At 34.6% G+C, this 14004-nt stretch carries 10 protein-coding genes; 9 read left to right on the top strand and 1 reads right to left on the bottom strand.

Going from position 1 to position 14004, the window contains the following annotated elements; genetic code table 11:
* The first annotated feature begins 290 nt into the window (after window positions 1–290).
* From AWM74_RS03660 to AWM74_RS03625, 8 genes are all read left to right on the top strand, one after another.
* Complete coding sequence (locus tag AWM74_RS03660; protein ID WP_051218101.1) at window positions 291–3077, top strand: Z1 domain-containing protein; 2787 nt, start codon at window positions 291–293, stop codon at window positions 3075–3077.
* Window positions 3077–5092 (top strand): hypothetical protein, encoded by a 2016-nt coding sequence (locus tag AWM74_RS03655; protein WP_026465206.1) that lies wholly within the window; start codon window positions 3077–3079, stop codon window positions 5090–5092. Before AWM74_RS03660 ends, AWM74_RS03655 begins: the two co-directional genes overlap by 1 nt.
* 13 nt (window positions 5093–5105) lie before the next feature.
* Complete coding sequence (locus AWM74_RS03650; protein WP_026465207.1) at window positions 5106–6053, top strand: hypothetical protein; 948 nt, start codon at window positions 5106–5108, stop codon at window positions 6051–6053.
* Window position 6054: 1 nt separating this feature from the next.
* The gene (locus tag AWM74_RS03645) at window positions 6055–6753 is read left to right on the top strand and encodes a DUF6339 family protein (RefSeq protein WP_026465208.1); all 699 of its coding nucleotides are present in this window, start codon (window positions 6055–6057) and stop codon (window positions 6751–6753) included.
* Window positions 6740–7804: a phospholipase D family protein gene (locus AWM74_RS03640; RefSeq protein ID WP_026465209.1), complete on the top strand. Its 1065-nt coding sequence runs from the start codon at window positions 6740–6742 to the stop codon at window positions 7802–7804. Before AWM74_RS03645 ends, AWM74_RS03640 begins: the two co-directional genes overlap by 14 nt.
* Window positions 7805–7843: 39 nt before the next feature.
* Window positions 7844–9142 (top strand): DNA (cytosine-5-)-methyltransferase, encoded by a 1299-nt coding sequence (gene dcm, locus AWM74_RS03635; RefSeq protein WP_051218103.1) that lies wholly within the window; start codon window positions 7844–7846, stop codon window positions 9140–9142.
* 133 nt (window positions 9143–9275) lie between these two features.
* Window positions 9276–10493 carry a DNA cytosine methyltransferase gene (locus tag AWM74_RS03630; RefSeq protein ID WP_026465210.1) on the top strand — a complete coding sequence of 406 codons (1218 nt, stop codon included), beginning with the start codon at window positions 9276–9278 and terminating at the stop codon, window positions 10491–10493.
* Window positions 10494–10568: 75 nt separating this feature from the next.
* Window positions 10569–12167 (top strand): hypothetical protein, encoded by a 1599-nt coding sequence (locus tag AWM74_RS03625; protein WP_026465211.1) that lies wholly within the window; start codon window positions 10569–10571, stop codon window positions 12165–12167.
* A gap of 203 nt (window positions 12168–12370) precedes the next feature.
* Here AWM74_RS03625 and AWM74_RS03620 read toward each other — a convergent pair whose 3' ends face one another.
* A complete protein-coding gene (locus tag AWM74_RS03620) occupies window positions 12371–12556 on the bottom strand; it encodes a hypothetical protein (RefSeq protein WP_148639032.1) in 186 nt (61 codons plus the stop codon).
* A 370-nt stretch (window positions 12557–12926) separates the two neighbouring features.
* Between AWM74_RS03620 and AWM74_RS03615 the strand changes: the two genes are divergently transcribed.
* Window positions 12927–13925 carry an NAD(P)H-quinone oxidoreductase gene (locus AWM74_RS03615; RefSeq protein ID WP_026465213.1) on the top strand — a complete coding sequence of 333 codons (999 nt, stop codon included), beginning with the start codon at window positions 12927–12929 and terminating at the stop codon, window positions 13923–13925.
* Window positions 13926–14004 lie beyond the last annotated feature (79 nt).

Here is a 14004-nt window from a genome sequence, read left to right as displayed (position 1 = left end):
GCCTATGTGCACTAGATACCTATCCGGCGATAGTCGTTTTTATTAATGTGTCACTATCCTATCAAAATGGGGATAGGTTGGCAAGGTTTTTAAGCTAGTTAGATAGTTTTGATAGGGAAGATAAGTAGAAAAATACTTTCTTTGAAACTATTCCTGACTAGGGAATAAGAGTTAAATTAAAATCAAAAATACCTTGTTAATATTAATATTAATTCATACAATATATAGAAGGGATTATAACAATACTAACCAAAAATTAGTGAAATCGACTTATTCTGAGGTGAATTAATTTGGATATTACAAATTCTGAATATAATGAAATAAAAAATTGGATTATGACGCAATTTAGAGAACATCGAAATTGGGATGACGTACGAAATATAAAAATTTATGAAGATCTTCCAATTGATTTTGCAATGAAAGTTGATATAGTTGGAAAAAATAATAGCTTGAAAGGCTTAACAGAGCCTATTTGGTATCAACTGATTGAAAACCAAATAGAATTATATGAATCCACCCAGGTAATCAAACTTGATAGTGACATAAAGAGTGAAGCAAGTATTTCTAATGAAAGAGCCTCTGCTTGGCAACTATATAGAAAAGGGTTAGAAGGAAAAGGGTTTTCTGTAAAATCAATTTACTCAATCGAAAAATCCTCAATTGAAATTTTACGTTCACTTAGTATGGATAATGTACAAAGTGATGAGTTACCTGTTAAAGGTCTGGTTGTTGGTAATGTACAATCAGGTAAGACCGCTAATATGGCTGGTTTGATGGCTATGGCAGCAGATTTAGGCTTCAACTATTTTATTGTATTATCGGGAGTAATAGAGAATTTGAGACAACAAACGTCTGCTCGTTTGTATAAAGATATGACCTATTCTGGTCGTGGGAATCTTCATTGGATCCAAGTGGATAACCCTTCTATTAGCTCTCGAGCAGTTGGCCAGGATATCAGTAACTTTAATTTAGGTGAAGGTGATAAAGATCGTTACTTTACTGTAGCATTAAAAAACAGTAGTAGATTAAAAAAACTCTTCCAGTGGCTAACTCAAGATAAAAATAAAGCCAAACAATTGAAAATCTTAATTATAGACGATGAAGCAGATCAGGCTAGTATTAATACTAAGAAAATAGAAGAAGAAGATAGCACTCGTATTAATCAATTAATTCGTGATATCGTCGATTTTAAAGGGTTTAAAGCAATGAACTATATAGCTTATACAGCCACTCCTTTTGCGAATATTCTGAACGATACGCACGAAGATTCATTATATCCAAAAGATTTTATAACTTTGTTAGAGCCGTCTGAAGATTACATTGGTCCGCAGGAAATATTTGGTTTAACGGAACCGGATACTAGTCCTAAAATACCTATCTACCGTAGGGTAAATAATGCTGACCGCAACGTGGTGAGAGACATTCAGAAAGGGAAAACCACTGATGATTTGCCAGAAAGTTTTATTCAATCAATCCATTGGTTCTTGATTTCAGTTGCTGCTATGCGCGAGTTAAATTATAGAAAGCCTATATCAATGTTGGTCCATACAAGCTTCCAAACGGATCATCATCAAATTGTGTCAGATAAGATTAGTGAGTATTTACGCTATTTGCAGAAAAATTTTGAACAAATATTACCTTCTATAAAAGATTTATATCTAAATGAGCAAGATGAATTTAGTAGAGATTCTTTTTTGAAAGAAATGAAGGATTATTCTGCAAAAGAAAAAGTACCAGAGTATCCAAGTTGGCATTTAGTGGAAAAACAATTAATTAAAATTTTTACATTACCGGAAATAGATTACGTATCGAATATCCCAATTGGAGAGCTAGGCGAGCCTATTTATCATAATGGAATTCATATAGCGATTGATAATAGTCGGGCTGTTGCTAGTGATCAGATTATCAGGTTAGTGTATCCAGAACGCGAGCAGGATATTGCCCCCGCATTTATTGTTGTTGGTGGAAACACATTATCTAGAGGGTTAACATTAGAGGGGCTTACAACAACGTATTTCTTAAGGTCAACAAGTCAAGCCGATACTTTAATGCAAATGGGACGATGGTTTGGCTATAGAAAGGGATACGAAATCTTCCCACGAGTATGGCTAGATCATCAATCCTGTGATAGATTTATCTTTTTATCACAAATGGATGAAGAGCTGAAGGAAGAAATAAAGGATTTTGCTGAGCGAGGTCAGACGCCATCTGATTATGCACCAGCAGTAAAATATTCGCCTGATAGAGAGTTAATTAAGGTAACAGCTAATAATAAAATGCAATCAGCGCGACCTATAGAATTTGATTTTGCAGGATTTAATTCTCAAACAACGTACTTTGAAAATAGTGAAGAAATATTAGTGCATAATTTAGAAGAAACCAAAAATTTTCTGAACTCATTAGATTCACCCAAGTTAAATTCCAAGTATATGATATGGCGTGACGTTGAAATTGATTTAGTTAAAGACTTCTTACAAAAATATGAAGTTTACCCGAATGCAACAAAAATGGCTAGTCTTCCAGCATTGATTGAATGGGCTGAGACGAATAAAGTTGCTATTGATAAATGGTCGGTTGTATTTGTTTCAAAAGGAGTAGTCGAAGAAACTAAGATACAAGATACCAACGAATCAAATTATTGGAATATTCATGGTTATAGTCCAAGTAGTATTACGCGTTCAAAATTGGTTGATTTACGTAATGGCGAAGTAGCGGGAATTGGTGTTCTTAGAAGCCCATCTGACTTACTTTCTGATATTGATAAAGATTTACCAGAAAAAGAACGAAAAGATGTAAAAATAAAAACAATTAAGAATTTAAGAGAATTGCACGGGTACGGTAGTGTTCCTCAACTGTTAATCTATAAGGTTGATAAAAATAGTACCCCAACTAATTTCAAAAAAGAAAATAAAGAATCTAGTCAGAGATCTCCTTTAGATTTTAAAGAAGATATTATAGGGATAAATATTATGTTACCGGGTAAGACCGTGAATGGAGTACATGTAAAAAGAATTTCTGCCAAATTAAAAATTAAAGATGACTTAATTGATGAAGAACATGAGGAGGTATTGGATTAGTGGATTTGAAAATTGCTTATAATGACCCTCAAGGGATGTCCCAAGATGGAGATGCTATATTAAGATCGCTTCAAAATAAAAGCTTACCAATGATTGATTTGATGGTGAGAGAGTCTATTCAGAATAGTCTAGACGCAACTCTTCAAAATCAAATAGAAACCAAAGTGGATTTTTCAGTAGGAAAATTTGAATCAGAGCAGTTATCTGTTCATTTTGAAGAAATTCAAGACATTTTAAATACTAAGTATTTAGGAAGTAATACCTTTATTTCGGTGAGCGATAAAAATACTAGTGGCTTAACAGGTGACTTCCGAACCACTGATAGTGATACCTTAAATAAAAGTAACTTTCAAAAATTAGTATTTGGTATCGGGAAAAATCAAGAAAAGGATGGAGCAGGAGGAAGTTGGGGATTAGGTAAAACATCATATTTCCGTATGGGTGTTGGAATTGTAATTTACTATACTCGGGTTAAATTAGAGATAGGATATGAAGAGAGACTAATTGTTTCGCTAATTGAAAGTCCAAAAAATGATAATAGATTACTTCCTCAAAGTGGCCGTGGTATTGCTTGGTGGGGTGAGTTTTCTGAAGAGGATAGCGATATTATCTATCCGATAACTAATTCTAATAAAATTCGGAAAATTTTAGATATTTTTGGATTGCAACAATACACGGATGATGAGACAGGTACGTTGATTATAGTTCCATACATAAAGGAAAATGTTAACGAAGCCAAAGATATTGAAGATAATAGCAATTTTTGGGAGGATGATGTGTCTTCTAAAATTGAAATGGCAGTTCAGAGATGGTACAGTCCTCGAATTTGGAACAATAGTTATCAAGACTATACAGAAAACTCATTGCTAAATTGTACAGTTAATAATACTCCAATTATCACTATGGAACCTACTTTCAGTGTGATACAAAAACTATATACTTCTGCAGTTAATCAAAAATCGGCTGATGAGAAAATTACTGTTTCACCAATCAAATTACCTAGAACAGGTATGGAAAAAAATGATATTCCTATTGGATATTTAGCCTTTGGAGAATTTGACCGAGATGATTTTAGAATGACGCCTCCAAATAATAAGCCTTCTCCGATGAAATATATAGGTGATTTGAATAATAATGAGAGTGATGCTATCAGTAAGAAGAAATCTGTTATTGCCTACACTAGAAAGCCAGGGATGATTGTAGAGTATAGTGTGGATGGTGAATGGGTGCCACAAAATTTATCTATAGATGATGACCATATATTATTTGGTGTTTTCGTTCCCAACTCTAATGGTAGCTTGCATGAAAGCTATCAAGAAAAAGGCTACATAAATCTAGAACAATATCTTAGAGCAGTAGAAAATGCGGATCATGCAAATTGGATTGATGAAGATGGCATTACTCTTGTTCAAAGAATTAAAAAATATAGTAGTAATTCTATTAATGAGTATTATCAAGAAAATACAGGACAGAGGTATTCTTCAGCGGTTGCGGGTTTGTCTCGGAAATTTGGCCAACTAATGATGCCACCCAAAAACTTTGGTAAAGCATCCACTGTACAAAATAAGTCGAAAACAAATAATCAAGCGAAAAGTAAAAATAGATTATCCGATATCGTGGTAGTTTCAACGCAACTTTTAGAAGAAGGTATCGCGGAAGTGAGATTTAAGATTTCAATCAAACAAAAAAATACTAGTAAATTATTTGTTAATTTAAATATCCAGGATGGGTATATGACTAAAGCTGATTGGGAGCATAATATGGGAAATCAAATACCGTTTCCTATACGAATAAAAGATATGATTTTATTAGAAGTTTCAGGCGATCAATTGAATGAGTCGGTTCAAGAATTTGAAGACGACAACTTAGAATTTTATTTTGATGAGAAGGATGGGGAATACATAGAAATTGAAACTAAATTATCCACAGGTGTTCAAATAGAGGGTAATTTAATTTTAGAATTCTACAATAAGGATTATTTACCTTCTTTAGCTATTAAGACGAGTAACAAGTGATAGGAGGGTATAAATGAGTCAATTAAATAATCAAATAGCTTTATATAGTAAATTAACTGAGCGACTTGCTGAAGAGGTAGGTATACATTTTGCTACTCCAGTTTTTTCTTACTCTAATCAGGGAGAAACAATTTATATAGAAGTTGAAGAAAATTTTGACAACATCTTGACTATAAATGAATTTGATAGTGAATGGTCTCCTATAGAAGACAATCTAGAGATTCAACAGAAATGTGTATTCAATAATCCTTCAAAATTATATGGAATTCATGGATTAACTTTAGAAGAGAATTTAATTGGTTTAGCAGTGCATATTCATTCGAAAAAATCTAATTTTCAAAAAACTATACCAATTAGCGCTATTCCAAACACTAGTGTACCGTTTACAATCGATTTTTCAGAAAATTTTATGCCAAGTAGTTTACGTGGAGATGTTAATCTAGATTTCTTTATTTATTTAGCTGAACTTTCAGAAATTAATCCATCACAAGCTTCAACTGTAGGGACGGTGCTTAATAATGAATTTTTAAATGCTATTACTATTGTAACGGATGGCGATGGCTCAGTATTCCCTATGAGTGAATTTGAAGATAAAAAAGGTCCATTGTGGAAGATTGAAAAATATTGGATTGAACCTAATATCGATACTTTCGACATCTCAAACGTTAACTTAATGTTGAATATTTCACATCCACTGTTTGATACTATTAAAAATGGTAAACAAAGGGTTAGTAGCTTAATGATGACCGATATAATGGTGCAAGCAATGACTGCCATAATTCAGGAAGTGATTATAGGCCAAGGATATTCTGTTGAATCCGATGATGTTTTACCAAATAGTATTCTAGCGGTAGTGCAATATTGGGTATCAACTTATGAAATAGATGTAACTTCGTTGTTAAGCATAGCTAATACAATGAGGGAGTATTGGCATGTAGAACCTGATACGGAGGTAGAATAGTATGATTAATTGGGATAATGTACGTTATAATCCAGGTATAGCTAAAGAAGATTTTACTAAACTGTCTTTGGGTAATAATTTTTATGTAGCAACTAATATATCTGAAGATTTTTTAGAATTGAGGGAAAAGCTAATCGAAGCTCGAGATGTTATTTACGATAGACACGAGCTAGACTATGCTGACAAATTAGATTATAAATTTGATCTGTTATATGGGTTAAAGATTTACGAAATTCTGAATGAAAAAATTGGCTTTACGAATAGGGTGGCAACTGATGATAATATTTGGAGGTTTCTTTCGATTCGTTTGATTCCCGATGTAGTGCACGCACGTTGGGGGTTAAATGAAGACAGGTATTTCAAATCCCACCGTAGAATTTGGTTAAAAACAATATGGTGGTACATTCATCTTTCTTGGACAGGTGACGTTAAGTCAACTTACGAGTTGTTAAAATCTAATACAACTGATACCATAGCACAATTACTTGAACGACCAGGAATAGGATATAATATTGATTTATATCGAGAGATTATGCTCCAATATTCGACTCATAATGATTCAACTAGAAATATGTTTCGAAGGGTGCTTAAATTAAATATCGCAAAACTTCCTACCATTACGCCGGAACTGGTTGATGGAGGAATACAACATTATGTCAGTGATTTATATCGGTTGGTGACCTTAAATGATAACCAGTAATTTGTATCAAAGGATTATTAGAAAAGAAGGACAGAAAGCTGCTAAATTAAGAATTATTAGTGGGTACGTTTCTAGTGGCTTTTTATATCGTGTAAGTCAAGATTTTCCGAATCTTGAAATTGAGGTATTTATAGGAATGGCAAAAGAAGGAATAAGCTATCAAAATCACAATAACTTTAAAGTGTTAAGTGAGGATAAACTTATTTCAGTGTACTACCAAGTAAAGGGCATTCCAACTCATATAAAATTATATGAATTTAGTAGTAATAATGAAATAAACACCTATGTTGGGTCCGCAAATTTTTCAGAAAATGGATTTATTAAACAACGAGAGTTGCTAACTAAAATAAATACCAATAAAAATGATAAATTATTCGAGCAGATTGCTCAGTTATCGTTAAAGTGCACAGATTTTAATGTTCTTAGTAATATTCCACTTTTCGAAGATGATAGAGAGAAAGAATTAACGTCCCAGTTAACTAGAAATGCAGACGTATTATCCCTTAGTAGAAATGAAAAAGGAGATGGTTCTGAAGTACCCTCTCAAAGTAAAAAAAGTACAGGTAAAAGCTATTCGGAAAGTAAACGGGATAACAAATCTAATCAGTTAGATGAAGATACTATGACTTTCTTTCATCAAAAACATTTGGCTATTTTAAGAGGCCAAAAGGACCTTGATTACTATGATACGTTTTATGTAAATATTATGGGGATTAGTGTAAGTAAATGGCAAAACACAGGTATAAATGCTATTTTTCAAGGAAAGCAATCTGTATTGCTAGAGAACCAAGGGTTACCTTTTTATAAGGTATTTCCTGAAGATAATATTTTTGAGATTTATGCAGATAATAGTAAAGTTTATCAAGCGCGTCTAACAGGTATAAATAAAAACGAGCTATCTTTAATCGATGAAGAATTTTATGACTACGTTAGAGAGCATATGGATATCACAGACCATAGACCAATTACTAGGGCTGATATTGAAAAGAATAATCTATCAACGGTCAAATTTGAGCGGATTGATAAGACTACTTATTTGATGGAAATGTAAAATAGATTGTAAAATATAGAAAGAAAAAGAGGTGATAATTTGCTAAAAGTAATAGAGTCGTTTGCAGGAATCGGAAGTCAATCTCAAGCCTTAGAAAATTTAGGAATAGATTTTGATATAGTTGCCACTTTAGAATGGGAAATTGGTGCTATATTTGCTTACGACATTTTGCATAACGGACCACAAGACTTATCACCATATAGATTCCATAATCGAGAATCGCTTATTGAGAAATTGAGAGAATATAGTTTGTCAAACGATGGTAAAGAACCTATAACGGATAGAGCGTTAAGTTCAATGAGTGTGCAACACTTGAAAGCTGTTTTATGTGCAATAGAAAGAAATAATAATTTGGTAGATATTACAAAGGTTCATGGAGAACAGCTACCTGATGCAGATGTATTAACTTATTCTTTCCCCTGCCAAGATTTATCTATAAGTGGACATTGGCACCATAATTCAGGTGGGATAGATAGAGATGCTAATAATAGATCCACACTATTATGGGAAGTTGAGCGACTGCTGAAGGAATATGTTGAAGTTGAGAAAGACTTACCATCATTTTTATTAATGGAGAATGTAAGTAATATATTATCATCTAAACATATAGGTAACTTTAGAGAATGGCAAAACTTTCTTGAAGGTCTTGGATATGTGAATCAAGTATATACTTTAGATGCTCGTAATTTCAATGTGCCCCAATCAAGAGTGAGAACTTATATGATAAGTGTATTAGCTCATGATTCTATGAATGCGAAAGCAATCACTCAGTATTTTGAAGATAATAATCTCGAAGAAGTTAAAGTAGACTTTAGCAGCCTTCGACCAATGAGCGACTACCTACGTTTAGACTATTCAAATCCAGTTTATCGCAACGAAGCTATCCAAAGTACGCCGATTTTTACGCCTTCAAGACAGAAAATATATGAGCAAAATCCAATATTAGCTATTGGTTCAAGGGCGAAATCTGGAATCTGGGCTAGAACTGTAACAACAAAGCAGGATAGAAATCCCAATTCAGGGATTGTGGCATATGGCGATGAAAAGTTAACCGATGTCAATCATAATTATAGAAACCTAACCGCGAGAGAGTGTTTCCTATTGATGGGATTTGATGAAGACAAATACGATAGAATGATGGAAAGTAATTTCAAAGTTCGTTCAAATAGAAATATGTTAAATCAAGCGAAATTGATTCAGTTGGCAGGGAACAGTATTGTAGTTCAAGTATTAGAACAAATTTTTGCACAAATTAGTGAAATTAAAGATAAGTATTTAACAGAAAGTAGCAAAGTAACATTTGTAACAACTCATGAAATACAAGTATCGGCTACTTAAATTAAAGTTAAAAGTAATTATTTGAAATCAAACTTCTCAAAGTAGATTCTTTGAGAAGTTTTTTATTTTGGGCAGTTTATACCGAACGTATGTGCTATAATTAAAACATATAAAATAGAAATGGGTGAGCTACATGACAAATTCTGTAAGTTCTTCAACACAGGGTAAGCGTACAATTGACGCTTTTTTCTCTGGTGTAGGAGGAATTGAGCTAGGTTTTGAAAATACTGGCAAGTTCAGAGTGGTGTACGCAAATGAATTTGATAAAAATGCAACGATTACTTATAAAGAGAATTATCCAAATGTAAATCTGGATAGTCGAGATATACATGATGTTACCGAAAATTTGGACGATGTTCCGAATGCTGATATAGTGGTTGGAGGATTTCCTTGCCAAGCTTTTTCTATCGCGGGATATCGAAAAGGTTTTGAGGATGAACGTGGTGATTTATTCTTTGAATTGCTAAAAGTCATTAAAGAAAAACAGCCGGAAGCTGTAATGATTGAGAATGTTAAAAACATGGTCTCGCATGATCATGGGAATACTTTCAAGGTCATTCGTGAAGCACTTGTGATGAGTGGTTACAACATTAAGTGGAAGGTATTGAATGGTAAAGACTATGGAAATATCCCTCAAAATAGGGAACGTATCTATGTGGTTGGGTTCAAATCAAAAGCTGCATATGATCATTTCGAATTTCCGGAAAAAATTGATTTGGAACGGGGGTTAGATTCCGTCATTGATTTCGCGCTTGAGACGGAAGAGCGTTATTATTATTCTGAAGAAAAAACACCGTTTTGGGATGAGTTAGCACCAAAAGTAGTTTCGCAGGATACTGTCTACCAGTGGCGGAGACAATACGTTCGGGAAAATAAATCTGGTGTAGTACCAACGCTAACTGCCAATATGGGTACTGGGGGACATAACGTTCCTTTAATACTGACAGATGATGGTCGAATCAGAAAGTTAACGCCAAAGGAAACATTTAATGTTCAAGGATTCCCTGAATCATTTAAGTTACCTGAAATATCAAATGGGCAATTATATAAACAAGCTGGAAATAGTGTTGTTGTTCCTGTAATTGAAAGAATTGCGAATAACATTGATTCAGCACTAACTTATGCAGATGAAGTGCAGGAATCGAATATTAGCCAAGAAGGTTTATACTCTATCATGTATACGTGCATGAATGGTCGTTTCTCGGGACAATCAGAATTAATTAAAACAGTGGATAGTATTGAAGCGTTAGAACAATTTGCTTCTGAAAATGAAATTGAGTTTCTAGGACATGAAGACTATTTACGACAAGTCCAAAAAAATAAAAATATGGTTTTCTATAGTTATGAGTAATATTTCATACTAATTCAAATTTGGAAATTAGTGTTTTGTAGATATTGGATGGTTAAGGCTTATGAGGAGACGAATATGTGGGAATTATTGAACGACAATGATAAAGATAATTACAGACTATTGATGACCAATTTTGCTAGTCTGAGTGAAGCTTTTTCTCAAAAAGCAAGCGATGAAGAAGCAGTGGCCCCGATAGTGAATTCTAAGTTTCAAGAAACCGCATTTCAAAAAGCTTTCAATGCAGTTGCAGAAGATATTGCAAACACTAGTTTTGATGCTTCAATAAATTTGTCTGATGGTCAGAAATTTCTAGTAGGTATAAAGTCCTTTGGTATTACCTCGGGAGATCAAAAAATTGCTCAATTTAAAGCGATTAGTCGTGAAGATAATTGGGATAGCTTAATTAATAAAGCGATAGCTAATTTAAGATATATACCTAGAGAAGACAGCGATAATGACGTTGATCCTAAAAACTATGAAGAACACTATTTAGCATTAGCCCAAAAAATTGCTGAAGTAAGAAATGATCGTATTGCCTCATCTAAAGCCCTAGCAAAAGGTTTCGATGGGAGCGCCGATGATATAGAAATGATATATCATGTCCTAATGCCAACTAAAAAAGGGACTACGCCTAAAATTTATGTGGGTGAAACTAATTATGCGCCCATTGATATAGAAAATATAAAAATTTTAGATCCTATGAACAAACCACAAAATTTTAAGTTTACAGATGGTATTCATGTGTATAAATATACTTCTGCAGACTCTCAACTATTGATGGCTTTCAATAATCGTGAAATAGTTGTAGATTCCTGGGATGTTGAGTATGTAGATAATGCTTTTAAATTCTTTCAAAATTTGCATATGTATGCTTTTGAAGAAGAAGTTGACGTTCAACCAACAGAATCAGTTTCGTGGATGATTCCAAATATGAATGGTAAAGTTGAAGAAAATTCTGGTTACAACGCCTTTGATGGTGGGCCAAAAATGAGTAAGCAAGATAACTATAGAGAACATAGAATTGAAAAACTTATTCAAAAATTCCAAGGTAACATCCCTATAACTGAATTGAATTTTATTCGCCGGGCGCTAGAATTTATTCTATTGTCAGACCATAAAACGGCAGATGAAAAGGCCGAAATGAAAAAGAAACGGTCTGATTTAAAAGATTTGGTTATTCACTTAGGAAATGACGAACTAAAGAAAGACATTTTTTCAATCGTATATCGTCCAGTAAGTGAGATGTATATTCCAATTCCAAATTCAAAAACTTTCCATCTTGAGAATCCTGATTTCTTCGGTAAGTCTATTGGGACATTTAAAGGTAATTCAAGTAAATTAGCTTTGCCAAAGGAAGAGAGAACTTTTACTTTGGAATTTCTACCGAGTGGTAATCAAATTGAAGCCTATATTAATCAAGACAACGGGAAAAGTATTCAATCAATAGCTAATCAAGGTATTCTTGGTGAGTGGATTTTAAGAGAAGTATTTCAATTAGATGAATATGAACCATTAACAGATAAACGTTTAAATGAATTAGGCATTAATGCAGTTCGTTTATCAAAATACGAAAAGAATCCCAAAGTTATTTATTTTGAATTTATTTGGATAGATGAGAATAAACCACCTAAAGATGCAATTGGGTGGGTAAGTAACGTTAATCACAAAAATTAAAACATAATAAACCTAAAAGACCGTAGACTTCAAGTTGATTTCAATTGAAGTCTACGGTCTTTGGCTTACGTATAAAGAAAGATCAAAAACCGGATAACGAGTGTTCACATGACAGCTTGAAGTAGCTCAATGAGAGGACTGGCTATCCGGTTCTGATTAAATTAAAGTGCAGTAGTCATTTTTCAAGGATTAATTAAATGCTATCAAACCAATCTTACTAATGTCGGCAACCACATGGAGATGGCTGAAATGTAAGTAATGGATAACAATCCAACTTCCGTTAGGGATAATTCGTTATTTTCAACACTATCGATAACGACAGATTGGATGACTGTATAGACTTCACTAAAGTCCGTAGCTGTAGCAGAACCGCCAAGTAATTTCATCATGGTCACATTGGTTGATAATTGTTAGACACGAATTTTCTTCCCAGCTAAATCAGACACCTTTTCGATTGGCGTATCTTTCACGTAAAAGTTACATGTACCTGCATCTAACCATGCTTTAGTTACAAAACCTGACTCAGCTGTTCCATTAAAAATAGCATCAACAACACATGTGTTATAGGTTATAATTTCGCTATTGTACTTAAAATATTCAAATTAATAGAAATATTTCCGAATAGAGAGATGCTAGATCGAATTTTTAAGGTAAGTGAAGTTGACGCTTTTATATAGTAGAAAACTGCTTTACTTATCAATTGTCCGCAAATGGTTTATCATGAAGGGGACGAACACACATACAAAAGGAGTGGATTGGATGAAAGCTTGGATACTCAATCAAGCAGGTGGCCCAGAAAATTTTGAACTGCAAGAAATCGACAGGCCGACAGCACAAGCGGGTGAGGCTCTAGTCAAGATCAAGGCAATTGGGATGAACCGCCATGATGTCATGTCTAGGAACAGTTTGAAGCCGGATGCCAGCCTTGAAGACCGGGTGATTGGGATTGAGATTGCTGGTGAAGTGGTAGATATTCATACAGACGGGACGGAATCCAGTCATGTTGCTATTGGAGACCATGTAGCGGGGATTATTACCCACGGAGCCTATGCCGAATACGCCCGCATCCCCCTCAGTCGTGCCATGGTTTTCCCTAAAGACACGCCATTCACAATAGCTGCCGCCATTCCAGAAGCCTTCATGACCGCCTACCAGACCATGTATTGGATCGGCGATTTGCATCAGGGTGAGCGGATCCTTGTCCATGCAGCGGGTTCTGGCGTTGGGACGGCGGCCATCCAATTGGCCAACCACCTGTCCAAGGCAGAAATCTTTGCCACTGCAGGCCGTCAAGATAAACTAGACCTAGCTAAAGAGTTAGGCGCTCAAAACACCATCAATTATAAGGAAGAAAATTTCGCCGACGTGATTTCTGAAGCCACTGACAAAAGGGGTGTCGATGTCATTCTAGATTTCATTGGGGCGTCCTATGCTAATAAAAATGCGTCCGCTATCGGCCAAGACGGTCGCTGGGTTTTAATTGGGGTTCTTGGGGGTACAGTGGTCCCGGACTTTGATATGGGGCAATTGCTCTTTAAGCGGGTGAAGCTCCAAGGCACCTTGCTGTCACCACGGTCAGACGACTACAAGGCCCGCCTCGTAGCAGACGTCAATAAAGAAGTCGTGCCTTTAATTGCAGACGGTACTATTCAACCAGTGATTGACACAGTCATGGCTTTTGACCGCTTGCCAGAGGCCCATGAATATATGGAAGCCAATAAAAACTTAGGTAAAATCATTATCAGCTTGGAAGACTAAAGTTTCGTGATTTTATTGATGAAGTGATTTAGGGTGTTTGCCAGCAATCGGGGCGGATGCCCTTTTTTTATTAAAAATA

This window comes from Aerococcus urinaeequi (assembly GCF_001543205.1).
GTDB classification, from domain to species: Bacteria; Bacillota; Bacilli; order Lactobacillales; family Aerococcaceae; genus Aerococcus; species Aerococcus urinaeequi.
The sequence above is the reverse complement of the archived record's forward strand: the minus strand, read 5'-3'. Positions and strand labels throughout refer to the sequence as shown.

Excerpts from the sequence above, each read along its gene's own strand:
- AWM74_RS03645 (WP_026465208.1), top strand. The coding sequence starts at position 6,055 with ATGATTAATTGGGATAATGTACGTTATAATCCAGGTATAGCTAAAGAA.
- AWM74_RS03650 (WP_026465207.1), top strand. The coding sequence starts at position 5,106 with ATGAGTCAATTAAATAATCAAATAGCTTTATATAGTAAATTAACTGAG.
- AWM74_RS03625 (WP_026465211.1), top strand. The coding sequence starts at position 10,569 with ATGTGGGAATTATTGAACGACAATGATAAAGATAATTACAGACTATTG.
- AWM74_RS03640 (WP_026465209.1), top strand. The coding sequence starts at position 6,740 with ATGATAACCAGTAATTTGTATCAAAGGATTATTAGAAAAGAAGGACAG.
- AWM74_RS03630 (WP_026465210.1), top strand. The coding sequence starts at position 9,276 with ATGACAAATTCTGTAAGTTCTTCAACACAGGGTAAGCGTACAATTGAC.
- AWM74_RS03620 (WP_148639032.1), bottom strand. The coding sequence starts at position 12,556 with ATGATGAAATTACTTGGCGGTTCTGCTACAGCTACGGACTTTAGTGAA.
- AWM74_RS03615 (WP_026465213.1), top strand. The coding sequence starts at position 12,927 with ATGAAAGCTTGGATACTCAATCAAGCAGGTGGCCCAGAAAATTTTGAA.